24 protein-coding genes are annotated in these 25,855 nt (G+C 70.7%); 17 read left to right on the forward strand and 7 right to left on the reverse strand.

The genetic code is table 11. The annotated features are described in order from the left end of the window. Window positions 1-123: 123 nt before the first annotated feature. Window positions 124-813, forward strand: coding sequence for a hypothetical protein (locus tag K2224_RS19970; protein ID WP_221907868.1), 690 nt, complete (start codon window positions 124-126; stop codon window positions 811-813). Between the two features lie 35 nt (window positions 814-848). Here K2224_RS19970 and proP read toward each other — a convergent pair whose 3' ends face one another. The 4 genes from proP to K2224_RS19990 form a co-directional block, all read right to left on the reverse strand. Beyond that, the gene (gene proP, locus K2224_RS19975; protein ID WP_221907869.1) at window positions 849-2,441 is read right to left on the reverse strand and encodes a glycine betaine/L-proline transporter ProP; all 1,593 of its coding nucleotides are present in this window, start codon (window positions 2,439-2,441) and stop codon (window positions 849-851) included. A 202-nt stretch (window positions 2,442-2,643) separates the two neighbouring features. Beyond that, window positions 2,644-3,357: a class F sortase gene (locus K2224_RS19980; RefSeq protein WP_221907870.1), complete on the reverse strand. Its 714-nt coding sequence runs from the start codon at window positions 3,355-3,357 to the stop codon at window positions 2,644-2,646. A gap of 179 nt (window positions 3,358-3,536) precedes the next feature. Then, a complete protein-coding gene (locus K2224_RS19985; protein WP_221907871.1) occupies window positions 3,537-4,253 on the reverse strand; it encodes a hypothetical protein in 717 nt (238 codons plus the stop codon). 597 nt (window positions 4,254-4,850) lie between these two features. After that, window positions 4,851-5,576: a Mut7-C ubiquitin/RNAse domain-containing protein gene (locus K2224_RS19990; RefSeq protein WP_221907872.1), complete on the reverse strand. Its 726-nt coding sequence runs from the start codon at window positions 5,574-5,576 to the stop codon at window positions 4,851-4,853. A 173-nt stretch (window positions 5,577-5,749) separates the two neighbouring features. Here K2224_RS19990 and K2224_RS41425 point away from each other — a divergent pair, with 173 nt between their 5' ends. The 4 genes from K2224_RS41425 (at window position 5,750) to K2224_RS20010 (ending at window position 9,252) form a co-directional block, all read left to right on the forward strand. Then, on the forward strand, window positions 5,750-6,034 hold the full coding sequence (locus K2224_RS41425) for an AAA family ATPase (RefSeq protein WP_313904803.1): 285 nt from the start codon (window positions 5,750-5,752) through the stop codon (window positions 6,032-6,034). Between the two features lie 640 nt (window positions 6,035-6,674). Further along, on the forward strand, window positions 6,675-8,039 hold the full coding sequence (locus K2224_RS20000; RefSeq protein ID WP_260693486.1) for a cytochrome P450: 1,365 nt from the start codon (window positions 6,675-6,677) through the stop codon (window positions 8,037-8,039). A gap of 171 nt (window positions 8,040-8,210) precedes the next feature. Then, window positions 8,211-8,906 (forward strand): aspartate/glutamate racemase family protein, encoded by a 696-nt coding sequence (locus K2224_RS20005; protein ID WP_221907873.1) that lies wholly within the window; start codon window positions 8,211-8,213, stop codon window positions 8,904-8,906. Between the two features lie 142 nt (window positions 8,907-9,048). Further along, entirely contained in the window at window positions 9,049-9,252 is a 204-nt protein-coding gene (locus K2224_RS20010; RefSeq protein WP_221907874.1) for a hypothetical protein, read from the forward strand. A 136-nt stretch (window positions 9,253-9,388) separates the two neighbouring features. On the opposite strand, the gene K2224_RS20015 is transcribed toward K2224_RS20010, so the two are convergent. After that, window positions 9,389-9,619 (reverse strand): DUF6296 family protein, encoded by a 231-nt coding sequence (locus tag K2224_RS20015; RefSeq protein ID WP_221907875.1) that lies wholly within the window; start codon window positions 9,617-9,619, stop codon window positions 9,389-9,391. 299 nt (window positions 9,620-9,918) lie between these two features. Between K2224_RS20015 and K2224_RS20020 the strand changes: the two genes are divergently transcribed. The 7 genes from K2224_RS20020 to K2224_RS20050 all read left to right on the forward strand — a co-directional run bounded on the left by K2224_RS20020 (window position 9,919) and on the right by K2224_RS20050 (window position 16,053). Next, the gene (locus tag K2224_RS20020) at window positions 9,919-11,274 is read left to right on the forward strand and encodes a serine hydrolase (protein ID WP_260692828.1); all 1,356 of its coding nucleotides are present in this window, start codon (window positions 9,919-9,921) and stop codon (window positions 11,272-11,274) included. After that, window positions 11,264-11,737: a nuclear transport factor 2 family protein gene (locus K2224_RS20025; RefSeq protein ID WP_221907876.1), complete on the forward strand. Its 474-nt coding sequence runs from the start codon at window positions 11,264-11,266 to the stop codon at window positions 11,735-11,737. Before K2224_RS20020 ends, K2224_RS20025 begins: the two co-directional genes overlap by 11 nt. Window positions 11,738-12,353: 616 nt before the next feature. Next, the gene (locus K2224_RS20030; RefSeq protein WP_221907877.1) at window positions 12,354-12,548 is read left to right on the forward strand and encodes a hypothetical protein; all 195 of its coding nucleotides are present in this window, start codon (window positions 12,354-12,356) and stop codon (window positions 12,546-12,548) included. Window positions 12,549-12,778: 230 nt separating this feature from the next. Further along, on the forward strand, window positions 12,779-13,348 hold the full coding sequence (locus tag K2224_RS20035) for a methylated-DNA--[protein]-cysteine S-methyltransferase (protein ID WP_221907878.1): 570 nt from the start codon (window positions 12,779-12,781) through the stop codon (window positions 13,346-13,348). Window positions 13,349-13,763: 415 nt separating this feature from the next. Continuing rightward, entirely contained in the window at window positions 13,764-14,966 is a 1,203-nt protein-coding gene (locus K2224_RS20040) for an IS110 family transposase (RefSeq protein WP_221909414.1), read from the forward strand. Between the two features lie 49 nt (window positions 14,967-15,015). Continuing rightward, window positions 15,016-15,777 (forward strand): alpha-ketoglutarate-dependent dioxygenase AlkB, encoded by a 762-nt coding sequence (locus tag K2224_RS20045; RefSeq protein WP_221907879.1) that lies wholly within the window; start codon window positions 15,016-15,018, stop codon window positions 15,775-15,777. A 39-nt stretch (window positions 15,778-15,816) separates the two neighbouring features. Continuing rightward, window positions 15,817-16,053, forward strand: a complete 237-nt coding sequence (locus tag K2224_RS20050; protein ID WP_221907880.1) for a DUF2277 domain-containing protein — start codon at window positions 15,817-15,819, stop codon at window positions 16,051-16,053. A 42-nt stretch (window positions 16,054-16,095) separates the two neighbouring features. Here K2224_RS20050 and K2224_RS20055 read toward each other — a convergent pair whose 3' ends face one another. Next, window positions 16,096-16,998, reverse strand: a complete 903-nt coding sequence (locus K2224_RS20055) for an endonuclease/exonuclease/phosphatase family protein (protein ID WP_260692829.1) — start codon at window positions 16,996-16,998, stop codon at window positions 16,096-16,098. Between the two features lie 249 nt (window positions 16,999-17,247). Then, on the reverse strand, window positions 17,248-17,865 hold the full coding sequence (locus K2224_RS20060; RefSeq protein ID WP_221909831.1) for a flavin reductase family protein: 618 nt from the start codon (window positions 17,863-17,865) through the stop codon (window positions 17,248-17,250). 806 nt (window positions 17,866-18,671) lie between these two features. Here K2224_RS20060 and K2224_RS20065 point away from each other — a divergent pair. From K2224_RS20065 to K2224_RS20085, 5 genes are all read left to right on the forward strand, one after another. Then, entirely contained in the window at window positions 18,672-20,150 is a 1,479-nt protein-coding gene (locus tag K2224_RS20065; RefSeq protein ID WP_221907882.1) for a sugar transferase, read from the forward strand. Between the two features lie 73 nt (window positions 20,151-20,223). Next, window positions 20,224-21,549: a nucleotide sugar dehydrogenase gene (locus tag K2224_RS20070; protein WP_221907883.1), complete on the forward strand. Its 1,326-nt coding sequence runs from the start codon at window positions 20,224-20,226 to the stop codon at window positions 21,547-21,549. Further along, window positions 21,539-22,834 carry a glycosyltransferase family 4 protein gene (locus tag K2224_RS20075; RefSeq protein WP_221907884.1) on the forward strand — a complete coding sequence of 432 codons (1,296 nt, stop codon included), beginning with the start codon at window positions 21,539-21,541 and terminating at the stop codon, window positions 22,832-22,834. Before K2224_RS20070 ends, K2224_RS20075 begins: the two co-directional genes overlap by 11 nt. Beyond that, on the forward strand, window positions 22,831-24,228 hold the full coding sequence (locus K2224_RS20080) for a Wzz/FepE/Etk N-terminal domain-containing protein (RefSeq protein ID WP_221907885.1): 1,398 nt from the start codon (window positions 22,831-22,833) through the stop codon (window positions 24,226-24,228). Before K2224_RS20075 ends, K2224_RS20080 begins: the two co-directional genes overlap by 4 nt. After that, on the forward strand, window positions 24,225-25,853 hold the full coding sequence (locus tag K2224_RS20085) for a Wzz/FepE/Etk N-terminal domain-containing protein (protein ID WP_221907886.1): 1,629 nt from the start codon (window positions 24,225-24,227) through the stop codon (window positions 25,851-25,853). The genes K2224_RS20080 and K2224_RS20085 overlap by 4 nt, the downstream gene beginning before the upstream one ends. The last annotated feature ends 2 nt before the right edge of the window (window positions 25,854-25,855 follow it).

The following is a 25,855-nucleotide window of genomic DNA, read 5'->3' on the forward strand; positions in this document are numbered from 1 at the left end:
AGTTACCGACAGCACGTCGGAGTTCGCGTGCGCCCCGTCACCCCCGCTCCGGTATGCGGACGACGGGCCGGCGCCGGCCGGCCGGCCCTCCCCGCGCGCCGGCCGGCGCGGTAGCGTTCCGACATGTCCCGATCAAGCAACAGCCCGGCCGGGCCGGATCACCCCTCACTGCCCGCCGACCCCGGTCCCGTCACCGCCGACGACCTCGCCCGTTCCGTACGACTCGCGGTGGAACTGCTGCGTACCGCGCCGGCCGCGGCGTGGGAGGACGGCGGACGGGCCGGTTCGCTGGAGTGGGACTGCTGGGAGACGGTCGAGCACCTCGGTGACGACCTCTTCGCCTACGCCGCCCAACTCGGGCCCGGAACACCGCCGTTGGACCGCGAGGTGCCGTTCGTCTGGCACGCCCGCCGCCCCGGCGGCCCGGCCAACGCGGTGCACGCCGACCGGGCCGCCGGGCCCGCCGGACTGCTCCAGACACTGGAGGCGTGCGGTGCGCTGCTGGTGGCCATGGTGCGCACCACCCCGCCCGAGGTACGCGCCCACCATGTCTTCGGGGCGTCCGACCCGGCGGGCTTCGCGGCGATGGGGATCGTCGAGACCCTGGTGCACACCCACGATCTGGCCGCCGGGCTGGGGCTGGACTGGGAGCCGCCGGCGGAGGTGTGCGCGCGGGTGCTGGCCCGGCTGTTCCCGGACGTCCCGGCCGGGCCGGCCCCCTGGCCGACGCTGCTCTGGGCGACCGGCCGCATCGCGCTGCCCGGGCGCCCGCGCCGCACGGACTGGCGCTGGGACGGCACCGTGCGGCCGTAGGGGACCGGAACGGCGGGCCGCCCGGGACCGTGGGATCAGTGCCGGGCCCAGGGGTGCCGCAGCCTGATCCAGATGTCCCGGGCCCGGCGCCCGGCCTCGGTGCGGCTGTGTGCGACCAGCTTGTGGGCCTGCTCCTTGGTCTCCACCATCGGCCCGGAGCCGCGCAGCGGCTTGCCCGCGGTCTCGTGCAGGAACAGCGTCGAGACGAACCCGACCACACCGGCGGCCATCAGGTAGTACGCGGGGACCATGTGGCTCCCGGTCAGCTGCACCAGGCCGGAGGCGAACAGCGGCGTGGTGCCGCCGAACAGCGACACCGAGATGTTGAAGGCGATGGAGAGCGCGCCGTACCGCATCCGGGTCGGGAACAGCGCCGGCAGGGTGGCGGCGGAGGTACCGGCGAAGCACACCAGCAGCAGGCCCAGGATCAGGCAGCCGAGGGCGGGCAGCAGGATGCCGCCGGCCCGGATGAGGAGCACCGCGGGGGCGGCGAGCGCGATCAGGGCCAGGCTGCCGGCCATGAAGAGGGGGCGGCGGCCCCAGCGGTCCGAGCTGCGGCCGACGGTGGTGATGGTCAGCACCACGACGATCATGGTGCCGAGGACCAGCAGCTGGGCGGTGAGCGGGTCCTGGCCGAGCGTCTCGGTCATGAAGGTCGGCAGGTAGGAGGTCACCATGTAGTTGGTGACGTTGTAGAGCAGCACCAGGCCCATGCAGATCAGCACCGCCTCCCAGTGCCGGGTGAAGATCTCCCTGAGCCTGCCGTGGCCGGACTGGCGGGCTTCCTCGACCGGGTCCTGGCCGCCCGCGGCGCGTGCCTCCTCCGCCTCCTTGTGGGCCTGTTCGGCCTCGCGTTGGAAGGCCGGGGTCTCCTCCAGCCGCATCCGCATGTAGAGGCCGATCAGCCCGAGCGGGCCGGCGACCAGGAACGGCAGCCGCCAGCCCCAGGAGACCAGCCCGTCCTCGCCGAGCACCGCGGTGAGCACGGTGACCAGTCCCGACCCCAGCGAATATCCGACGAAGGTGCCGAAGTCGAGCCAGCTGCCGAGGAATCCGCGGCGTTTGTCGGGGGCGTATTCGGCGATATAAGTGGTGGCTCCGGCATATTCACCGCCCGTCGAGAATCCCTGGACCAGCCGGCAGATCAGCAGCAGAATCGGCGCGGCGAATCCGACGGCGTGATATCCGGGCAGGAATCCGACGGCGAAGGTGCTGACCGCCATCATGATCATGGTGGCGGCCAGTACCCGCTGGCGTCCGATGCGGTCCCCCAGCGGACCGAACACCATGCCGCCGAGGGGCCGTACGACGAAGGCCGCGGCGAAGGTGGCGAACGACGAGACCACCTGTGCACCGGGCGAACTGGCGGGAAAGAAGACCTTTCCCAGGGTGCCCGCCAGATAGGCGTAGACGCCGAAGTCGAACCACTCCATGGTGTTGCCGAGCGCGGCCGCCGACACCGCCCGGCGCACCGCCGGCCGGTCGGTGACTGTCACGTCCGCATGGCTCAGCGGCTGCTTTCGACGGCGCAGCGCAATGCGCAGAAGGCGGTCGGTGGCGGCGCTTCCACCACCGGATGCTTTCCGGGCCGTACGGCGGTTCGGTGGATTGCGGCGGGCGGCGCTCATTTCATCCCGTCAGGGCGCGGAATTCGGTGCCTCATATTCGTCATTATTTCTCCGTGCGTTCCACGGCGAGAGCAGACCCGCCGGAACCGCGTGTCGGAACGGCCGGAGCCCGGACCGGCGTCGGGCCGCCCGGGCTCCGTCCCCCGCGGATCCGCGCCACGCGGCCCGTGCGGCCGGTGACGCCTGTGGCGGCCGTGCGGTCCTAGGCCCGCGTCGACGAGACGAGGTGGGCGAAGACCACCACGTTGGACATGTAGTCCTTGACCTTGTGGTCGTACGAGCCCCCGCAGGTGATCAGGCGGAGCTGGGGGTCCGGGGTGTCGGCGTATACCCGGTCGTTGGGGAAATTGGCCTTGCTGAACGTCTCCACGGAGTCGACCTTGAATGTGGCGACGATGCCGTCCTCGCGGGTGATCTCGACCGTGGCCCCGGGCCTGAGGGTCTCCAGTTGGAGGAACACCGCGGGGCCGGTCTTGGTGTCCACATGTCCGGCGACGATGGCGGCGCCGCGCTCGCCCGGTGTGGCACCGTCCTGGTACCAGCCGACGAGGTTCTTGTCACCGGCCGGAGGCGGGTTGAGCTGCCCGTTGGGACCGAGGGTCAGCGGGGTGAAGGGCGCGTCCACGGCGATCTCCGGGATCGACAGCCGCTTCGGTACGGAGCGGGACAGGGCCAGATCGGGGGCGGACGAAGCCGGACGCTCCGGGGTCGGGGCCGGGGTCGGGGTCGGGGTGGCCGCGTACGGGGACTGCGGTTTGGCGTCCGCCGAGGTGTCCACGGAGTTGTACACGAGGATGGCACCCAGCAGGAACGCGCTCACGGCCCAGATCAGGCCGCGTCCCCCGGGGCGTGGCACGGCGGCTTCCTTGGGCGGATCGGGACTCGGATTCGGCTGGGGCGACTGCTGGGCGGTCATGAGGGGCCTTTCGTGAGCGGGTGGGGCGAGTCGCGGCGGGCGGCGCGGCGGCGTCGGACGGCACGCGGGCCGTCAGAGGCTGCGCGGCACCATGGCGGCGGACATGGAAATCGCCGCGGCCACCGTCCGCGAGGACGGTGGCCGCGACTGCACATCGACCTCCGGAGGGGGCAGCCTTATCAGGCCGCAGTGCCCGACGCGTTGCGGCGACGGAGCATGTAGGCGCCAGCGCCCAGACCACCGAGCATCAGGACGGAACCGGCGGCCAGACCGCTGCCGGACATCGCCATCCCGCCGCCACCGGTGTGGACGCCACCGTGCGGACGACGGCCCCAGTGGTCGTGGCCCCAGCCGCCGTGGTCGCGGTCGCGGTCGCCGTAGCCACCGTGGTCCCGGTCGCCGTAGCCACCGTGGTCCCGGTCGCCGTAGCCGCCGTTGTCCCGGTCCCGGTCCCGGTCCCGGCCACGACCGTGGTCACGGTCCCGGCCCCGGCCGTGGTCGTTGTCGCCGTAGTCGTTGTCCCAGTCACCGGTCACGACACCGGCCAGCGCGCCACCACCGGTGTGCACGCCACCGCTCGGGCGGCGGTGGTGGCCACCCCAGCCGCCGTGGTCCCGGCCGTGGTCCCGGTCGCCGTAACCGCCGTAACCGCCGTGGTCGCGGTCGCGGTCGCCGTAACGGCCGTTGTCGCGGTCGCCGTAGCCACCGTGGTCCCGACCGTGATCCCGGCCACGACCGTGATCGTTGTCGCCACGGCCGTGGTCGTCGCCGCTGACTGAGGTACCGCTGCCCGTCGCGAAGTCCTGGACCAGGCCCATGGCATTCGCGGCTGGTGCGGTCATGGAGAGCACCGCCGTAATGGCGGCGGAAGCGAACAGAGTGCGGGCAGTGCGCATGGAGTCATGTTCCTTTCGGCGCGACTGCGAAGGCTGACACTTCGTCGGCGCATCGGATCGCAGTAGCGACGTGATCACCGTCAGTCGGAATCGGGCTCGGCACCACCGGAGAGCGCCGCATTCGAGCGACAACGTCGGCTCTTCGGGTGGTGGAGGACGATGTATTCACCCGTTGGACGGCGCGTGTCTCCGGCGTGTCGTCATCAAGGTGGGCTAGAGGGGGGCTAAAGGGGCCCGGAGAGCGCGGTCGGAGGCCGGAGCCGATGGCGGGCCGCGGCGGCGAGCGGGACGGCGAACGGCCGGGGAAGGCAAGGAAGCGGGGCGGCGAGGGCTGGCGGCCGGAAACTGCGGCGGCGTCACGACCGTCGGCATGCAGGGCGGTGCGGCGGGCCGGGGACCTGCCTGGCACACCCCCGCGCCACTCCGATGCCAGACAAAAGGGCTGCCTGACATCGGGGCTGCCCGGGCGCTCGCGCCGCCCGCTCCTGACTACCCGTTGGCTGACAACACGTCACTTCGGGATCGGTCCGGTATCCCCCTACTCACCTTTGCGACCGAGCTGTTCGAGGGAGGAGGAGGGCGGGCGGTGGACGGGGTTCAGCTGGTGCCCGCCCGCAGGGCCTCCTCGACGATCGCCTCCAGGCGGGCGTGATGGGCGCCGCGCCAGTAGACCCGTCCGCACGCGGTGCACTGCGCGAAGACGTCGTAGGTGCGCTGGGTACCGTGTTGGAGCTGTTCCTGGACGGCGTCCTTGTCGGCGGCGGCCAGTCGGCCGTTGCACGCCGTGCAGCGGGTCCAGGGGGCGAGGGCGGGGGCGAATCGGCCGAGCACGTCGCGGAGTTGGTCGTCCGGCCGGTCGCTGTAGACGTAGGCGCCGGCCCAGATCTCCCGGCGTTGCAGCAGTCCCCGGTCGCGGGAGAGCAGCACCCGCCGCTCCTGCGCGGAGAGCGCGGCCAGGGCGGCGTCTCCGGGGTCCTCGTTGGTGTACGCCGCATCGACGCCGAGCAACCGCAGCCGGCGGGCCAGGGTGCCGAGGTGGACGTCGAGCAGGAACCGCAGCGGTGCACCGGGAACGCGCTGGGGGCGCTCGACGGCCCGGACCTCGATGTGTTCGCCCCGGACCGGGATGTGCGAGACGGCTGCCGGCGCCCCGTCCACGACCAGTCGCCCGACCTCGGTGAGCGGGACGCCCAGCGACTCGATGACATGACCGAGCGTCGAGGAACCGTCGGTCACCAGCGGCGTACGGTCGGCCGCGCGCTCCGCTCCGATGAAAAGATGCAGCTCAGAGGCGAAGGTCAGGGTGATCTCGGGTCCGTTCACGTCGCACAGCATGGCACCGGGCGGGCCGGGTCGGCCAGCGCATTCCACGGCGGCCGCGACCGGCGACCGCGACAGTCAGCGGCCGCCGGTGGCGCATCCGGACCCCTCGGATCGCCCTGTTCGGCCCGCCGGGCACCGGGAAGACCACCTTCGCCCGCGCGATCGCCGCCCGGCTGGGCCGGCCGTTCGTCGAACTGCTGCCGTCCCGGTTGGCGGACGCGGGCAATCTGGTGGCCGCGCTGCGCAGTGCGTTCGCCAGGATCGCGGAACTGGAGCAGGTGCTGGTCGTCATCGACGAGGTCGAGGAGATCGCCCCGGTCCGCAGCGAGCCCGCCCAGCCCGGCGGCCTGCACGGGGTGGCCAACGAGCTGCTCAAGCTGATCCCCGGCTTCCGGGAGCGGGACGAGCGGCTGCTGGTCTGCGCCACCGACTCCGTCCGCGGCGCTTCGACTTCCTGATACCGATCGGTACGCCGTCCCAGGCCGCCCGGGCGGCGATCTGGGCCCGGTACACCGACGGGCGGCCCGATGTGGACATCCCTGCGCTGGTCGCGGCCGGTGAGCTGTTCACCCCGGCGGACATCGAGCACGCCGCCCGGGTGGCCGCCCAGGCGTCGTTCGAGCGGGATCTGGAGGCGGTCGCGGCGGGACGGGGGCCCGGGCCCGGCTCGGTGCGGGCACCGAGGACTGCCTCGCCGCGATCGCGCCGTGTCGGCCGACCGTCTCCCCGGCGATGATCGACGAGTTCCGCGCCGACATCACGGCCCACGCGCGCTGCGGAGGGCGAGCGGCGGGACGGGGGCCAGGGGCGGGCTCCGGGCTGGCTCCCGGATTGGCTCCGGATTGGCTCCGGGTTGGCTCCGGGTTGGCTCCGGGTTGGCTCCGGGTTGGCTCCCGACGATCCTTCTTCCCCCGCCCCGATGACTCCACCCCACTGCGGACGGAGGACTTCGTCCGCCACAGCTCCTCCCCTGGTACGACGATGCGCCCACCCGAACTGCGTAGCGTGAGCAGAGCAGCCGGACCGCACGGTACGGAGCTGCACCAGCGCGGTGACGACGCCGACACGTGTTGCGAGTCGAGAAAGGCGGGACGGCAGATGCCGGAGTATCCGCAGACCGATCAGGCCCCGCAGAGCGAGCAGCCCCCTCGGACCTCCGAGGCCCCACAGGGCCAACGAGACGCACGGGGCTCCGAGTTGCCCGCCCCACGGCAATCCCCGCTCGCCGATCCGACGCCGGGCTCCGACGCGCTTCCGGTGGTCGATCTGCCCGGCTACGGCGAGGACTTCGTCACCGACCCGTATCCGTACTACGCCGAGCTGCGGGCCCGCGGCCCCGTTCACAGGGTGCGCACCCCGTACGGCCAGGACTCCTGGCTCGTCGTCGGCCATGAGACCGTCCGTGCGGCACTCGCCGATCCGCGGCTGGGCAAGGACTGGACGAAGGCCAACCTGCAACGCCTGGCCGGCGAAACGCCCCTGTTCACCAACATGCTGGACGTGGACCCACCGCACCACACCCGGTTGCGGAAGCTGGTCGCGAAGGAGTTCACCAGCCGCCGCGTCGAGGCGCTGCGCCCGCGCGTGCAGCAGCTCACCGACCAACTCCTCGACGCGATGCTGGCCACACCGGGCGGCCGGGCCGACCTCATCGAGGCACTGGCGTTCCCGCTGCCGATGACCGTCATATGCGATCTCCTCGGCGTGCCCTCGATAGACCGCGAGGCCTTCCGCGCCTGGTCCCACGAATTCGTCTCCCCGACCAGCCCCGAAGCGATCGCCAAGGCCACCCAGGAGATGGCCGACTACCTCACCGAGCTCATCGGGACCCAGCGCCGCGAACCGGTCGACGGACTGCTCAGCGCCCTGATCCGGACCAGCGACGAGGACGGCGACCGGCTCTCCCAAGAGGAACTCATCGGCACGGTCTTCCTGTTGCTGATCGCCGGTCACGAGACCACGGTCAACCTCATCGCGAACGGCGTCCGGGCCCTGCTGGAACACCCCGACCAACTGGCCGCCCTGCGTGCCGACGGCGGCCTGCTGGACAACGCCGTGGAGGAGATGCTCCGCTACGAAGGCCCGGTGGAGACCGCCACCTGGCGCTGCGCCGCCGAGCCGGTGGAACTCGGCGGCACCGTGATCCCCGAGGGCGCCCCGGTGCTGATCTCCCTGGCCTCGGCCTCCCGTGACACCGAACGGTTCGCCGCCGCCGACGACTTCGACATCACCCGCGACCCGCGCGGCCATGTCGCCTTCGGCCACGGCATCCACTTCTGCCTCGGCGCGCCGCTGGCCCGTCTGGAGGGCCGGATCGCCATCCGCTCCCTTCTGGACCGCTGCCCGGACCTCGCCCTGGACACCACAGCCGACACCCCGCACTGGCGCAGCGGCCTCCTCATGCGCGGCATGGACCGGCTCCCGATCCGCTGGGACGGGCAGGCACCGGCAACCGGTCGGTGAGCAGAGCAAGTTGGTTCGCCGCCACAGTCGTCCAGCCGTGGGGCCGGACCGTACCGCCTGTCGGGCATGCAGTCTCGACGCCATCAGGCCGTGCGGCCCGGCAGGCGGGCGGGCGTCCCCGTCCACCGGCCCGTGCGGAGTGGTCGAAGCACCCTGTGGCACAGTGTCCTGATGAAGACCATCGGGCTGATCGGCGGCATGAGCTGGGAATCCACGGCGGAGTACTACCGCCTGTTGAACGAGCTGACGCGGGAGCGACTGGGCGGGCTGCACTCGGCCAAGTGCGTGCTCTACTCCGTGGACTTCGCGGAGATCGAGCGCCTTCAGGTCGAGGGGCGCTGGGACGAGGCCGGTGAGGTCCTGGCCGAGGCCGCCAAGGCACTGGAGGCAGCGGGCGCGGACCTGCTGCTGATCTGCACCAACACCATGCACAAGGTCGCCGACCAGGTGTCGTCCGCGGTCGACATCCCGCTCCTGCACCTCGCCGACACCACGGCGGAGGCCGTACGCGGCAGTGGACTTCGCCGCATCGGCTTGCTGGGCACGGCGTTCACCATGGAGCAGGACTTCTACCGTGGGCGCCTGGCGCACCACGGCCTGGACGTCCTGGTTCCGGATGCCGCCGGACGCGAGACCGTGCACCGCGTGATCTACGAGGAGCTGTGCCTGGGCATCGTCAAGGAGGAGTCCCGCGCTGCCTATGTCGCCGTCATCGACGAACTGATCGCCGCCGGAGCCGAGGGCATCGTGCTCGGCTGCACCGAGATCGAACTCCTCGTCCGCCCGCAGGACAGCGCGGTCCCCCTCTTCCCGACGACCCGACTGCACGCCGAGGCCGCAGTCACCCGCGCGGTCGGCTCACCTTGAGCATCGCCCTGTCGCCCTGTCGCCCCGGGGGCCTACCGTCCTGGGTATCGCCGCCAACTGCCGTCCCTTACGGCCGCGTTACGGCAGGTACGCTGACCTCGTGCCTGACCACGAGTTACACAAGTCGCATGAGTTATACGACTTGCATGAGCTGCATGAGCTGAAACGCCTGGCCCGAATCCGGATGCAGGTCACCGGAGAGACTTTCGAGCGCGCGCTGGCCGTGCTCCGGGGAGACCTCGCCGAGGACGTCCCCGGCCCGGAAGCCACCTCCGCCGAGAACGAGGACCGCTCCACCTCGCAGGAGCCCCCGGGCCGCCGACGCCCGCACCTGCGCGCCCTCTGACAGCCCCGGCCAGCCCCGGCGGGACGCGGAGCAGCCCTCCGTCTCCAGCCCAGGCCGCAGCGCGCCGGAACGGCCGGACCCCAGCCCGGTCCCAGGCCCTGCCCGGGAACGGCCGGGCTTGCGGCCGATCAACGCCTCACGGGCTCAGTCGCCTCGCCAGGAGCGGGGTATGGGGTGCCTGGTGCCCGCCACTGGCCACCATGCGGACCTCGCCCCGATCGCTGATCTCCGCGCGCACGATCCCCGACTCGTCTTCGTAGATCGGATACCCGCCCGCTCCCGCCTGGTCGGTACGCCGCACGATCACCACGTCGTCCTCCACGGCGGGGGCCTGAAATACCAGCTCGTAGCGTTCCGGGTAATCCATCGGGGCCTCCCGTTACTGCTCTGCGCGTCCTGCCGCCCAAGGCGCCGCCCCACCGCCGCTGCGCACGCCGCAACACCCCGGCCCTTCCATCCTCGCCCACGCCCGGGCACCCCGCCTCATCACGCATTCGTTGAACGGTGAATATCCCCACCGCGCGCCGACGAGATTCCGGATCAAGGTAGACCCGTGGGTTGATGTCTTGCCCCCGGGCCCAGGCGAGAATCGGATCAATGAAACACCGAGAAACGACCAGTGCCGAGACCTGTGGTCCTTCCAGACCGCTAATTTCCGGAGAAGCCATGCCTGTTGACCACCGCTCGTCGCACCACCGCCGCAGACTGACCCTCGTCGCCACCGCCGCCGCGTTATCGCTCCTCACCATCCCCACCGCAGCCTCCGCGACCGCCGGCACAACCACCACAACGTCGACCGCTGCCTCTACCTCTGCCTTCAGCTCGGTCTCGACGCCCCCCACTCACCGCCCGGCGCTCGACCGCCGGGCGCTGGAAAATTCTCTCCAGGCATTCCACAAGGCCGGGATGTACGGCGCGTACTCCGCCGTGCGCGACGGTGCCGACGAGTGGCAAGGCGCAGCCGGGGTCGCCGATACCGGCACCGGCCGCACCACCACCCCGCAGATGGAACACCGCATCGGCAGTGTCACCAAAACCTTCACGGCCACCGCCGTGCTCCAGGAGGTCGGCAAAGGCCATATCGATCTCGACGCACCGATCGGCCGCTATCTGCCCGGGTTCATAACGGGCGAGCGCGGCCGGGCCATCACCGTCCGGATGCTGCTCAACCACACCAGCGGCATCGGCGACTACAACGGAGCGATCTTCGCGACCGCGGACAGCGTCGAGGGCAATCGCTTCCACGAGTTCGCCCCGGAGGAGCTGGCCCGGCTGGGTGTCGCCGCTCCCCCACTGAGCAAGCCTGGCGAGGCCCACCACTACTCCAACACCAACTACATCCTCGCCGGTCTGCTGCTCCGGAAGGTCACCGGCCAGTCCCCCGAGACCTACATCACCGAACACGTCATCCAAAAGGCCGGCCTGCGCCACACCTACTTCCCGCACTCGCCCTATCTCTCCGGACGGCACGCCAAGATGTACGAGGCCGCATACGGAGGCTTCAATCCGCCACACGAATTCAGCGTCTACAACATGTCCTGGGTCGGCACGGCCGGCGCCGTCGTCTCGACGATGCCCGACCTCAACCGCTTCTACCGCGCCCTGCTCGGCGGCAAGTTGCTCGCCCCGGCACAGCTGCGCCAGATGAAGACGACGGTGCCGGTCCCGGGCACCCACGCGCGCTACGGCCTCGGTCTGCTCCAGACAACCACGGCCTGTGGCGAGTTCTGGGGTCACAACGGCCTGGTCCTCGGCGCCATGACCTGGTCCCTCTCCAGCCCGGACGGCCGCCGCCAGGTCTCGCTCGGTTTCAACCTCACCCGCTACGAGAAGCTCGACGCCCACAAGCAGCCCATACCGGACACGATCGACGCGGCCATGGACGCCCATCTGGCGCAGGCCATATGCGGCACCAAGGCCGGCACGGACAGCAGCTCGGGGCAGTCTTCAGCCCCGTCCCAGCCCAATTCCCGGATCCAGCCCCACAACTGGCTGCCTATCAGGAGTGCAGATGCCCACTGATGCAATCTCCCCCATGGACCGGCTGCTCGCCGAGCGCGCCTGCGAGCGTCTGATCCTCGACTTCGTCCACCGCCTCGACCTCGGGGACCCGGGCTCCGTGGCGGAACTGTTCACGGAGGACGGCATCTGGCAATGGCCCCATGACGACCGCCGCATCGTGGGCCGCGAGGCGCTGCGCGAGTATTTCGGCTCCCGCCCGGCGGACCGGCTCTCACGGCGCCTGATGACGAACATCCTGGTCTCCGTCACCTCCGCCACGACCGCAACCGCTGTCTCCTACCTCACCACCTACCGCGTCGACGGCTACGTCGACGGCCTGGTTCCGCCCCAACTCCCCGCCAATGTGGGCCACTACGAAGACACCTTCCGCAAGGTCGACGGCATATGGCTGCTCGCCACCCGAAGCACCCACCTGGCCTTCGGCGGCGCCACGCAACGCCTCACGCCCCCGAGCGGCAGCTGAGAAGACAGCGGCAGCGTGGGGACGAGTCAAGAGGTGTGATGCAGGAGGGCCCCGCTCCCGTGCGATACCACGGGAGCGGGGCGGGTCCGAGTAGCGCCAGCAGCTCGGATAGATACGGGGACCACCGTACGGGCGACCACTGACAGCGGCCTCCCGCACCGGTCAGCCGGGACCACTCGACGCGACAATGCGCCGCCCGTCGACGGGCGCCCCGGCCAGGGCCCACAGCGATCACCAGCACGCCCGCGTTCTCGAACACGCCCCGCCCCACACCGAAGCACGTCGAAAAACACCACCCGAATCGGGGAACGTACAACGGTAGACCGCCTGTTCTGCCGTCGGCTCGGCTCAAGAGCGCAGTGGCCGCCGGCGTGGTGCGTCGAGGCCGGATCGCATGACGCCCTGTTGACGGTTCGAGGACGGGAGTAGAGGGTGGCGAACGCGGAGCGTGTGGGAATGGACACATGCTGGCAGCGAGGGGAGGGCGAGGTGCTGACAGTCTTTGCTGGTCAGCGAGTTGAGTCGGAGTCAGGACGGGCGGCGGAGTCCACTCGGGGGCGCTATGGGTGAAGAACGCGGCGGTGCTTTGACAGTGGCTGCCCCTAGCATGTCTCACATGTCCCCGACTCCTTCTGCCCATACGGGTGCGCCCGTTCCTGCTTCCGAGGCCAACGATTCGATCCGGCGTTTTGTGCGCGCCCGGCACGGTCTGGCCTGGACGGCGCAGGACATGACGGAGTATGCGGCACTGCTGGAGGTCTGGATGCTGGCAGTGCGGGCCGAGGTGGCCGAGGTCGTCGAGGCCGCCTAGGAAGAGACCCACCCACCGACGAGGGCACGTGCACGACGGCCCTGGCACCCCGCCGCACACCCAGCGGTCCGCCAGGGCCTTCTCATCCGCCTCATCTGCCTCGTCAGTGCCACGCGTCCCCTCCGCCCCCGGCCCACCGGAACCTCCACGTCGGATTTCCGCCAGTAGCTGCGTCCCAAAACCGGCAGACTCGAAGAAAGTCCAGGTAAGAACACGCCCGAGGACGCACCATGAACACCCGCAGCACGCCCGCCACCACCGCCGCCTCTCCCGCTGCCTCCCCCGGCCCGACGTTCTACACCGCCCACGACAGCCCCCTCGGCGAGCTGCTGCTGGTCGGTGTGGCCTCCCCCACCGCGCCCGGTGGCATCGCTCTGACCTCGCTCTCGCTCCCCGGACAGCGCGGCGCCGGCGCCGTAGGGGCGCACTGGCGCCGCGATGCCGCTCCGTTCGCCGAGGCCGTCCGCCAGTTGCGGGCGTACTTCGCCGGCGAGCCGACCCGTTTCGCGCTGGAGTTCCGCGCCACCGGCACGGAGTTCCAGGAACGCGTCTGGCGAGCCCTCGACGAGATCCCTTACGGCACCACGACTACGTACGGCCGGCTCGCCGAGGCGCTCGGCGTTGCTCGTGCCGAGGTCCGTGCGGTGGGATCCGCGATCGGAGCCAATCCGCTGCTGATCGTGCGGCCCTGCCATCGGGTGATCGGCGCGGACGGCTCCATACGGGGTTATGCAGCCGGCGTGGAAGACAAAGTCGCGCTGCTGACGCATGAGGGCGCCCTTCAGCCCACCCTCATCTGACCGTCGAGAACGGGTCCACGCCCGTGATCGCCTGCCGCTCGGCACCCGGCGTCACCCGCCACCGGCCGCCCGGCCCCTGGTCGCCTGGTCGCACCACTCCAGCCTGCCCTCCCCGCTCTGCCCCGCTCCGTGGCACCCTCAACGAAGAGGGAGAACCCGCGGACACCTCGTCGATCTCCCCCATTACCTTCTTGGTGGCCCCGCAATGGGGCGCCCGGCCTTCGGAGTTGGCATGACTTTCTCCCCCTGTCGAACGTATGGCCTGGGGGGTGGTGTCACCGGCTCCGGAGGCATCGACAGACCGCTGATTAGGGGCATGACCACCGGCTTGTCCGCAGGTCGGGAGGCTCTTCGTAATGTGGATGTGGCGATCGGTGCCGTGGGACGGCCGGGCGGGAACGACCAGAGGACGCACGTGATCGACGTCAGTGAGATCGGCGCCTTCCTCGGCCTGGACGTCGGCAAGAGCGAACACCACGCCACCGCCGTCACTCCGGCCGGAAGGAAGGCCTTCGACAAGCGGCTGCCCAACAGCGAACCCAAGCTCCGCGACGTGTTCGCCAAGCTGAAAGCCAAGCACGGCACCGTGCTCGTGGTCGTCGACCAGCCCGCCTCCATCGGCGCCCTGCCGCTGGCCGTGGCCCGCGACATGGACTGCCCCGTGGCTTACCTGCCGGGCCTGACGATGCGGCGGATCGCCGACCTCTACCCCGGTGAAGCCAAAACCGACGCCCGCGACGCCTTCATCATCGCGGACGCGGCCCGGTCGATGCCGCACACTCTGCGGGCCGTCGAGCTTGCCGACGAGGCAGTAGCCGAGCTGGAAATGATCGTGGGTTTCGACGACGACCTGGCCGGCGAAGCCACCCGCATCAGCAACAGACTGCGGGGACTGCTGACACAGATCCACCCGTCGCTGGAACGGGTACTGGGACCGCGAATGCAGCACCCAGCCGTGCTCAAGCTGCTCGACCAGTGCGGTTCGCCGGCCCAGGTCCGCAAGGCCGGACGGCGTCGGCTGGTGAACCTGATCCGCCCAAAGGCACCACGGATGGCGGAACGGCTCGTCGATGACATCTTCACCGCCCTGGACGAGCAGACAGTGGTCGTGCCAGGCACGGCCGCGGCCGCATTGATCGTCCCCAGCCTCGCCAGCTCGCTCCAGTCGGTACTTGACCAGCGCAAACTCCTCGCCACAAGGATCGAGGAACTGCTGGAGGCTCACCCTCTTTCCAAGGTCCTGACGTCCATGCCGGGGATCGGCGTCAGGACCGGAGCACGCATCCTCATCGACATCGGCGACGCCAGCAGCTTCCCCAGCGCCGCCCACCTCGCCGCCTACGCCGGCCTCGCCCCGGCAACCCGCAGTTCCGGGTCCTCCATCCGCGGCGAACAGCCATCGCGCAGAGGAAACAAACAGCTCAAACGCGCCTTCTTCCTCTCCGCGTTCGCCGCCCTGGCCGACCCCGTCTCCAGGGCCTACTACGACAAGAAGATCGCCCAGGGAAAACACCACACCCAAGCCCTCCTCTGCCTCGCCAGACGACGAGCCGACGTGCTCTTCGCCATGCTCCGCGACGGCACCTTCTACCAACCCCAACCAGCCCCCACGGGTTGACGAAACCCATAGGGGCACCTCCCCGCACATCAAGGCAGGTCAGAAGGCTATGAGTACCCCGCTCCCCGGATTCGAGGATGTTGGGCGGCTCCGGGGTCGTGATCAGGGGGGTGGAGGCCAGGGAGCGGCTCACCGGCCCGGGGCAGCTGCCGGCGGCGACGGCCGGATCCGTCGGGAGCCGGCGCCCGGGGCGGTCCACGTGCCCGGGTGGCTGTCCCTGGACGAGCAGCGTGCTCTTGTCACCGCCTGCCGGGGGTGGGCGCGCGGCCCGGTGCCGATCCGGCACACCAAACTGCCGCGCGGTGGCGTGATGTCCGTCCAGACCGTGTGTATCGGCTGGCACTGGCAGCCGTACGCGTACACCCGCACCGCCGACGACGTGAACGGTGCGCGGGTCGCCGAATTCCCGGACTGGATGGTCGCGTTGGGCCGTCGGGCGCTGGCGGACGCCTATCAGGACACCGCGGCGGCCGCCGACTACACGCCGGACACCGCACTGATCAATTTCTATGACGGCGAGGCGAAACTGGGCATGCACCAGGACAAGGAGGAGCACTCCAGTGCCCCGGTCGTCTCCCTCAGCATCGGTGACACCTGCGTCTTCCGCTTCGGCAACGCGGAGACCCGCACCAAGCCGTACACGGACATCGAGCTGGCGTCGGGGGATCTCTTCGTCTTCGGTGGCCCTTCGCGGTTCGTGTACCACGGTGTGCCGAAGGTCTGTCCGGGCACCGGCGACCCGACCACCGGCATCTCTGCCGGCCGTCTCAACATCACCATGCGCGTCACCGGACTCGACGGACTCGGCTGATCAACCCCGCAGGCTTGCGGGAGGAGGCAGACTGGACGCATGTGCCGCAGCATCAAGACGCTCCGTCCGCCCGTCACGCCCGAGGTCCACGACGAGGACATCCGCGCCGCGGCCTTGCAGTACGTCCGCAAGGTCTCCGGATTCCGCGCTCCGGCCGCCCACAATCGCGAGGTCTTCGACCAGGCCGTGGCGAGCATCGCGGCGGCCACCCAGGACCTCCTCAGCGGCCTCCAGGTCCGCGGCTCCGCGCCCGGCCCCGCCGGGCCGCGCCCGTAAGCGGTACGGGCGGTACAGACCGTCACACCGCCCGCCGGTGCCTCACCACTTGACCAGCGCCTGCACCGGAAGGTGATCGCTCGGAAACTGTCCGTCGAGGGAACAGGTGTTGATCGACGCGCGCCGCGTCCGTACCACCGGTGACGTCAGAATCCAGTCGACCCGATCGCCGTCCGGTACCAGCGGGCGATATCCGTGGAAGGTCCCGTACTGGGGGCTGCGCTCGTCGGCCGAATCCCAGCTGTCGACGAGGGTGCCGCCTTCGAGCATGGCGTCGTACACGGGATTCTTGTGCGCCGCGACATTGAAGTCGCCGGTCACGATGCGCGGCAGAGCCGGATCCAGGGCGCTCAACCGATCCTTGATCAGTGCCGCCGAACGTTCCCGGGAATACTGCACGGCATGATCAAGGTGAGTGTTCAGTGCGTAGAATTCCGCCGGACCGCGCTTTTCTCCCCGGTCGTCGACGCTGCGCCGAAGGTCCCGGAAGCGGACCCAGGTGGCCATCCGGATCACGGTGTTGCCCCAGGTCCTGGACCCGATCACATAGGGCGTGTCGGAGAGCCAGAAGTGGTCGTACTCCAGGGGCGCGAGACGCCGCACGTCATAGAAGATCGCGGCGAATTCGTCCCGGCTGCCACCGGCTCGGCCCGTACCCACCCAGGCGTAATGCGAACCGAGATCCACTGCGATATCGCGCAACTGCGCATACAGCCCCTCCTGCGTCCCGAGCAGGTGCGGGGCCTCCCGACGCAGCAGCTTCCGCATCGCCGGTCTGCGTTCGGCCCAGGAATTCGGGCGGGTATCCGATGCGTACCGCAGATTGAAGGTCATCAGCCGCAGCGCTTTCCCGCCATCGCCGTCTTCGGCGGCGTACGCGGTTTCCCCTCCGTACGCCGCCGGGACCGCTGACGCGGCAGTGCCGGCAGCCGCCGAAGCGGCCACCCCACGGAGCACGGCCCTCCGACTCAGGGCCGTGTCGCCCGCCGCCTCCCGAGAACCGTCGGAGGATTCAGCAGGGAAAGCACAGCTGCCCATATGTCACTCCCGATTCCGTTTCCGGTCCCCGTTCGGCGGCTCCCGAAGTCTCGCTGCCATCCGCCCCCGTACGGGTCGTGGTTCAGGTTCGCGCGATCCTCGGCGTTCCGGAAGACTCCCGGAAATGAACTGCCGGAGAGGAACCGGCGACCGGACCTAACGGTCGGCCGCGGGGCCCCGCCAGTCCTCGTGACGGATACGGGCCAGTTCACGCACGCCGCTGACCGTCCCCCATTCGTTCTTCCCCAGCCGTGACAGCGGGCGCAGCTTGCTGATTTCCGGGTGGCCGTCGACCATGACGTCCTCGGCGACCACGGCATGCACGACACGGCCGAAGACCACGGTCCCGTCACCGATTCGCAGGGTGCTGTGGAGTTCGCATTCCAGAGCCACCGGCGAAGCGGCGACCCGCAGCGGCTTCACCCGGAGGCTCGGCTCGGATTCGATCGCCGCCGCCTCGAACTCGCTCACGCCGTGCGGAAAGTCGGTGGCCGTGTCGTTGATCTGCTCGAAGAGTTCCTCGGGCGTGAAGTTGACGACGAATTCACCGGTGGCCTCGATGTTCCGCAGGGTGTCCTTGCGGCCGACGGAGCTGAACTGCACCACGGGCGGCGTCACGCTGGCGATGCTGAAGAAGGAGTGCGGCGCCAGGTTGGCGGTGCCCTCCTGGGACATCGTGGACACCCAGGCGATGGGCCGCGGCACGACGGTGGCGGTCAACAGCTTGTAGAAATCGTTGCGGGGCATGTCAGCAGGATTGAAGTCAACTCGCATGGTGATCAGTATCCACCCACGGAGCCGGGGATTCCACGAACGATCCGCAGCACCGCGCCCGGGCGTGTACCCCCTTCGCCGGATCTCCCGATCTTCATGGAAAGCCTCGCGCAGGCTGCGTTCGTCCGTGTCGGCCGGCATCGGCAGGCGTTTCGCCAACTCGCGGCTGAAGCGGAGGACATGGAGTGTCGCGTCGGCCCAGCACGGTGGGCCGAGATGCGTCGGTGCGTCGGGCACGGCCGGCGGGCGCTGAAGCGCGGCCCGGGGCCGGACCAATTGGAGGGCTGCGGCCAGCGCGGGTGGTTCCGCCGCTCACTCGCGCCACTGCCGCCCGTGGTTTTCACACCAGCCGGCACCCCAGGGAACTCTCGTCATCACAGGTCACAAGGCGCGCCGCCGCCTCGGCGCACCGCAGGTGGTGACCTTTTAGTGATCAACTTTCAAAGTTTGACCACGAGTTGCACACATTCCCCTCTTCGAGCGGACTCTGATGCTCTACATTGAGCCTGCTTCGGATGACACGAGGCGACAAATCGTGATCTTTAGGTCTTGCGCGACGGGCAGCCGGCAGCCGCACCACTGGTGCGTCCGCTGCCGCCTGGGTGGGGTGCTCAAGTAGCGCTGCAACAGCCGGGGTTCGGATGTCATTCGCGGGGAGGGCGGGGGCCCTCCAGGGGGAAGAACGGCGCGGCGCGGGGGGCGAGGCCCCCCGAGGGGAGGGGCAGCGCGGGGGGCACGGGCCTCCCGAGGGGGGAGCCACCGTGTGGAGCGAACACGTCGAACCCACTGAGGACCTGGGGGGGTCTGTGCAACAGGGGGAATTGGTCAACCCGTTTGTGTCGGCACGCGGGTGTCCGGTGGACGGGGCAATCGGCCGGTCCGCGATCGACTGGGAGCAGCGGTACCGCCGTACCGTGATCACCAGCGACACCCTGGCCACCGCCTTCGTGGTGGCGGCGATCGGCAAGTTCTTCGGGGCCCGGGACGCGGCCAACTGGCATGAGAAGTGGGGGATTCTCGCCTTCTGCACCGAGCTGCTGGTGCTGGGGGCGCTGGCGGTGAGCCGGTCGTGGGCTCCGGCCGTGCTCGGCCAGGGCGCCGAGGAGTTCCGCCGGCTCGGACGCTCACTGTTCACCGCGACGGTCGTACTGGCGCTCGGCGGGATAGCCCTCGCCTCGCACAACATCAAGCTCTGGATCTTCGTCGCGATCCCCACGATCGCGCTCGTCACCATGACCGCGCGGTATCTGCTGCGCCTCTGGCTGCACAAACAGCGGAAGGAAGGACGGTGCCTGCGGCCGGTGCTCGCTGCCGGGAGCCTGGCCACCGTGCGCGACCTGATCACCCGGACCCGCAAGTTCCCGCACCTCGGCTGGCGGGTGGATGCGGTGTGCACGACGGACGGTCTCGGGCTCGACGGTGACCAACTGGACGGAGTGCCGGTCGTCGGCCGGCTGGCGGACGCCGCGGGCCACGTCCGCCGCGACGGCTACCGTGTCGTCGCGGTCACACCGGACCCGCACTGGTCACCGGACCGGCTGCAGCGGCTGGCCTGGAACCTCGAAGGCAGCGATGCCGAGATGGTCGTGGCCCCCGTGCTGATGGAGGTGGCCGGGCCGAGGCTGCACGTCGACGCGGTGCTCGGGATACCGCTGCTGCGGGTCAGCATGCCGACCTTCACCGGGGGGCGCCGGGTGGTCAAAGAGGTCGTCGACCGGCTGGGCGCGGCGATCCTGCTGTTGCTGTTCGCGCCGCTGATGGTGCTCGTCGGACTGCTCGTGCTGGTGGACAGTCGGGGCGGGGCGTTCTACCGCCAGCGCAGGGTCGGCAAGGACGGCCGCGAGTTCACCATTCTCAAGTTCCGCACCATGGTCGCCGGGGCGGACCGGGCACGTGCCGAGCTGGCCGACCGCAACGAGGGCGCCGGTCTGCTGTTCAAGCTCCGCCGGGATCCGCGGGTGACCCGGGTGGGAACGGTGCTGCGCCGGTACTCGATCGACGAGCTGCCGCAGCTCTTCAACGTGCTCACCGGATCGATGTCGCTGGTCGGTCCGCGGCCGCCGCTGCCGGAGGAGTCCGCCGCGTACGGCCCGGACATCCGGCGGCGGCTGCTGGTCAAGCCCGGGCTCACCGGCCTGTGGCAGATCAGCGGACGCAGCGACCTGCCGTGGGACGAGGCCGTCCGACTGGACCTCCGGTACGTGGAGGACTGGTCGCTCGCCCTCGACACAGTGATCTTGTGGAAGACGCTGCGTGCGGTGCTCCAAGGACAAGGCGCCTACTGATGCGCGGGGATCGACGTGCCAACGGCGCACGGACCGCAGGCCGAAGGGGCCTGCCCGGCGGGAGGAACGAGTCATGAGAGTAAGCGTCTTGGGGCTCGGCTACGTGGGCTGCGTGTCGGCCGCCTGCCTGGCCAGCATGGGTCACGAGGTCATCGGGGTGGACGTGAACCAGGTGAAGGTCGACCTGGTCAACGCCGGCAGGGCCCCGGTGGTCGAGGAGCGGATCGGCGAGCTCGTCGCCGAGGTCGTGCGGACCGGGGCGTTGCGCGCCACCGGCGACGTCCGCGAGGCGATCACGGGCAGCGAGGTGTCGCTGGTCTGCGTGGGCACGCCGTCGGAGCCCAACGGCAGCCTGTGCACCACGTACTTGGAGCGGGTCACCGAGCAGCTCGGCGCCGCGCTGGCGGACCGCGGTGGGCGCGGCGGGCGGCACACCGTCGTGTTCCGCAGCACCATGCTCCCGGGTACCTGCCTGAACCTGCTGGTACCGATCCTGGAGAAGCAGGTCGGCGGCACGGCCGGGGTGGACATCGGGGTCGCGGTCAACCCGGAGTTCCTGCGCGAGGGCACGAGCGTGCGGGACTTCTTCGACCCGCCCAAGACCGTCATCGGCGAGTTCGACCCGGCCAGCGGCGATGCGGTGGCGGCGCTGTACGACGGCCTGCCCGGCGAGGTGTTCCGGGTGCCGATCCCGACGGCCGAGGCGATCAAGTACGCGGACAACGCCTTCCACGGCCTCAAGATCGGCTTCGCGAACGAGCTGGGCGCGGTGTGCCAGGCGCTCGGGGTGGACTCGCACCAGGTGATGGACGTGTTCCTGGCCGACCGCAAGCTGAACATCAGCCCCGCCTATCTGCGGCCCGGCTTCGCCTTCGGCGGCTCCTGCCTGCCCAAGGACCTGCGCAGCCTGGTCCACGCGGCACGGCGGGCCGACGTCTCGGTGCCCATCCTCGCCCACGTGCTGCCCTCCAACGCCGACCATCTGCAACGCGCGGTGGGCCTGGTCGAGCGCACCGGCAAGCGCCGGGTGGGCCTGTTCGGGCTGTCGTTCAAACCCGGCACCGACGACCTCCGCGAGAGCCCGCTCGTCGAGCTGGCGGAGGTGCTCTTCGGCAAGGGGTACGACCTGCGGATCCACGACGCCAACGTGAGCCTCTCCCGGCTGCTCGGCGCGAACCGCGAATACATCGAGACCCGGCTGCCGCACCTCGCACAGCTGCTCGCGGACTCCGTCGACGAGGTGCTGGAGCACGCCGAGGTGTGCCTGGTCGGGACCCGGGACCCGGCCGTGCTGTCTGCGCTGCCCCATGGCGGCGGCCCGGTGATAGTCGACCTCATCCGCCTTCCCGACGCCGAGGCGCGCCGGGCCGAACCGGGGTACATGGGCCTTGCTTGGTGACACATCGTTCGGTGACATAGCGTCCGGTGACATAGCCGGCGGCGACGGGGCGGCCCGGCGCGCGCTGATCCTGGTGGAGAACCTGTCGGTGCCGTTCGACCGGCGGGTGTGGCAGGAGTGCACGACGCTGCGCGATGCGGGCTGGGAGGTGCACGTCATCTGCCCCCGGGGGGAGAAGCGGGACACCGAGCCGGAGGCGGAGATCGACGGGGTGCGGATCCACCGCTACCCGTTGCGCGCGGCCACCGGAGGGCCGGCCGGCTACCTGAGGGAGTACGGATCGGCGTTGTGGCACACGGCCCGGCTGGCCCGCAGGGTCGGCCCGGTCGACGTGGTCCACGCCTGCAACCCGCCCGACCTGCTGTTCCTGCCGGCACTGTGGCTGAAGCGGCGCGGCGCACGATTCGTCTTCGACCAGCACGACCTGGTACCCGAGCTGTACCTCTCCCGGTTCGACCGCGGCGAAGACCTGCTCTACCGCGCCGTGTGCGCGCTGGAACGTCGGACCTACCGGGCCGCGGACGTCGTGCTGGCCACGAACGAGAGCTACCGGGACGTCGCGGTGCGCCGTGGCGGCAAGCGCCCGGCGGACGTCTTCGTCGTGCGCAGCGCGCCCGCCGTCGACCGGTTCCAACCGGTGCCTCCCGCGGTGGAGTTGAAGCGCGGCAAGCCTCATCTGCTGTGCTACCTGGGCGTCATGGGCCCGCAGGACGGCGTCGACTACGCCTTGCGGGCTCTGGCGAAGCTGCGCGACGAGCTCGGGCGGACCGACTGGCACGCGGTGTTCGTCGGCGCCGGCGACGCCTTCGACGCGATGGTGGCGCTGTCCCGGCGGCTCGGGCTCTCCGAGCAGGTGGAGTTCACCGGGCGCATCCCGGACGCCGACCTGGTGCGCCACCTGTCCACCGCGGACGTGTGCCTCTCCCCCGACCCGCGCAATCCGCTCAACGACGTGTCGACCATGAACAAGGTCCTGGAGTACATGGCGATGGGCCGGCCCATCGTCTCGTTCGACCTCCGGGAGGCGCGCGTCTCCGCCGGTGACGCCGCGGTCTACGCGCCCGCCAACGACGAGGCCCGATTCGCCGGGCTCATCGCGCTGTTGCTGGACGATCCGGAGAAGCGGGCCCGGATGGGCAAGATCGGCCAGGAGCGGATCGGCGGACCGCTCTCCTGGCGGAACTCGCAGGCATCACTGCTCGCCGCCTACGCCGCTGCCTGCCGTGGCCGCACCCCGGTGTCGGCGGGCGCCCCGTACCGAGCAGGGAAGAGGCCCCGCCGTTGAGCGATGACACGATACGCCTGGTCACGATCGGGCGGATCATCCGTCGGCGCCGACGGCTGCTCGCCGTCCTCGCCGTGGTGGGTGCACTCGTCGGCTACGCCACCTCGCTGCTCATTCCGCCGAGTTACACGGCGTCGGCATCGGTACTGCTGCCGGGGCAGTGGGAGGAGCGCGAGTTGCTGACCCAGGTGGATATCGCGACCAGTTCGACGGTGATCGACCGCGCGGCCGCCACGCTCGGCTGGGCCGGGATCGACGGCACCGAGCTGCGGGATCGGGTGAGCGCCCAGGCCGCCGACGGGAACATCATCACGATCTCGGGCACGGCCGACACCCCGGAGCGCGCACAGCAGCTCTCCGACCAGGTCGTCCAGCAGTTCGTCGGCTTCGCCGCACGGCTGGTGGGCGAGAACACCGACCCCGAAGCGGCGGCACAGCCCGAGGCACTGCGGCAGATGGTGGTGCAGACCAGTCGCCGGATCAGCGAGCTGGCCGATGCGGCCGATCCGGGGCGGACGGTGGAGAGCGTGCAGACCCGCACCGAGTTGGAGAAGCTGCGCACCGCGCTGCAGGAGGCCGTCAACAAGCTGAACCAGGCGACCCCGACCGCCAACAAGGCCAACATGGTGGTCATGGGGCCGGCGGCCCGGCCGGCCGACCAGGCACCGCCGACGAGACTGCAGCTCGTCGTCGCCGGGGCGCTGCTGTTCCTCCTGCTCGCGGTCATCGGCCAGCTCGCCTCCGCACGGATGAGTCGCCGGCTGCGCACCGAACCGGAGATCGCCGCGGCGCTGGGCTCGGTGCTGCTGGGTACCGTCGACGTACCCGAGGAACGGCCCGCGCACCGGCCTGAGGGCCGTGGCCCGCGGGCCCGGATCCGACGGCTGCTGGGCGTCGACATCCGGTGGGACCTACCCACCCCGCAGACGTCCGGCGACGAGGCCGGCAGACAGATCCGCTATCGGCGGGTGTGTGCCCGCCTCCGGGACCGACTGCCGTTCCCTCGGCGGCTGCTGGTCGTCGTCCCGGACGGCGACGAGATCGCCCGCCGGGCCGCCGCGCAGCTCGCCGCCGAGGCCGGGAGCGGTCCTTCCCCGGGCGCCTCGAGCCGGGAATACCCCGGGCTGCGGGTGGTGGGGGTTTCGGTGGACCGGCCGATGGTGCCGGACCGCGACGCCGAGTCCGGTGCCCTGGTCGTGCTCAGCGCGGGCAGCTGGACCGCGGTGGAGCTCACCGGCATCGCCGAGGCGTGTGCGGACGCCGGGCACAAGGTCGTCGGCATCGTCCTCGCCGGCACGGTCCGGGTCCGTCCGACGCGGTCCGCCGGCCGGCCCGCGGACGCCGCCGCGCCGGCGCTCGCGGTGGGCGATGTCGCCGCGGGAGGTTCGGGGTGACGACGCGTACACATGCGGCGGCGTCGGCCGCCGCTCCGCTGCTGGACCTTCAGGCGCTGGTGGCGGCGGTGCGCCGGCGACGCCGCCTCTGGTGCTCCTTGGCGCTGCTGGGGCTGCTGGTCGGCGCGGCGGTGGCGGTGCTGCGGCCACCGTCGGCGGCCGCGATGACCAAGGTGCTGGTCGCACATCAGGAGGACCAGCCGAACGACCCCGGAACGCTGATCCGCACCGACGTCGCACTGCTGGGGACCACACAGATCGCCGGCCAGGCCCTGAAGTCCCTCAAGTCCCCGGAGAATCCACAGGACTTCGTGCGGGACTACCAGGGCACCGGCCTGACCAACAACCTGTTGCAGATCGATGTGACGGGTGCCGACGATGCCCAGGCGGTGGCCCGCGCCAAGGCGCTGGCCGACGCCTTCGTCGCGGACCATGTGCGGCGGATGTGGGATGCCGCGAAGGCCGAGGCCAAGGCCCTGGAAGACCAGCGGGATCGCCTACAGACCGAACTCGACCAGGTCAACAAGGAGATCGGCGGCCAGTCGCCGAAGAGCGATCCGAAGGAGTCCGCGAGCATAGAGTCACGTTTCGCCCGCCGGGCCGAACTCAACTCGCGGATCGCCGACTTCGACCAGCGCGCCGAGGACGCGCGCACCGGCACGCCCCGGGTCATCGCCGGCACCCGGATCGTGGACGCGCCGCACGCGGTGCAACACTCGCTGCCCAAGACCGCGGCCACCGACGCCGCGATCGGGCTCGCCCTCGGGCTCGTACTGGGGCTCGCGCTGGCCGCGGTCGGCGCGGTGGCGGCGGACCGCCCCGTGCTGCGCCGGGACATCGCGGCGAACCTGGGCGCCTCGGTCATCGCGGAGCTGCCCCGCCGGTCGGGCGGGCGGTGGCGGCGCCGACGGATCCGGACGGCCCACGAACGGCTCGTGGTGTCCCTGGGCCGCACCGTGCGCGGCTCCAAGGAACCGGTGTCGCTGCTGGAACTGGGCTGTGCTCACACCACGAGCGTGCTCGCCCTGGACCTCGCCGGGTCCCTGGCACCGGACGGGCCAGTGGTGATCATCGATGGGCTGCCCGGCGCACAGCTCGCGGGCCGCCGCCCGAAGCCGGGAGACCCGACCGTGGTCGGTGGCGAGCGTGCCGCGGCCGTGCCGCCGGAGGAACGCCGGCTCGGCGTCGGCTCGGTGGCGCCCGGCACCGCGTGGACCGACCTGAGGTACCTCGGCACGCGGACCGTGCTCGTCGTGCGTGCCGGGCACGCCAGTGCCGCATGGCTGCACACCGTGGCACGGCAGCTCGCGGACCAGTCCGTTCCGGTGATCGGTGTGGTGCTGATCGACCCCGATCCGCGGGACCGGACCGACGGCACGCTGTGGGACGGGCCGCAGACCGCGCTGCGCGGCCAGGGCGAACGTGCCTCCCCGCAGCCCGATGGGGGTACCTCCCACGCCGTTGAGGCAGTGCGGGAGGGCCGGCGGCGGGCGGACCGGCAGCCGACGTGGGCCAGTGGGGCCTCCCCTGCTCATGGGGGTCCCCCCGCGCGAGCGAAGCCGAGCGTGGGGGAGGAGTCGAGAGCTCGGGGACGGGTCCCGGACAACGACCAGGAGGCGAGGTAGGA

It is taken from the genome of Streptomyces sp. BHT-5-2 (genome assembly GCF_019774615.1).
Lineage (GTDB): Bacteria > Actinomycetota > Actinomycetes > Streptomycetales > Streptomycetaceae > Streptomyces.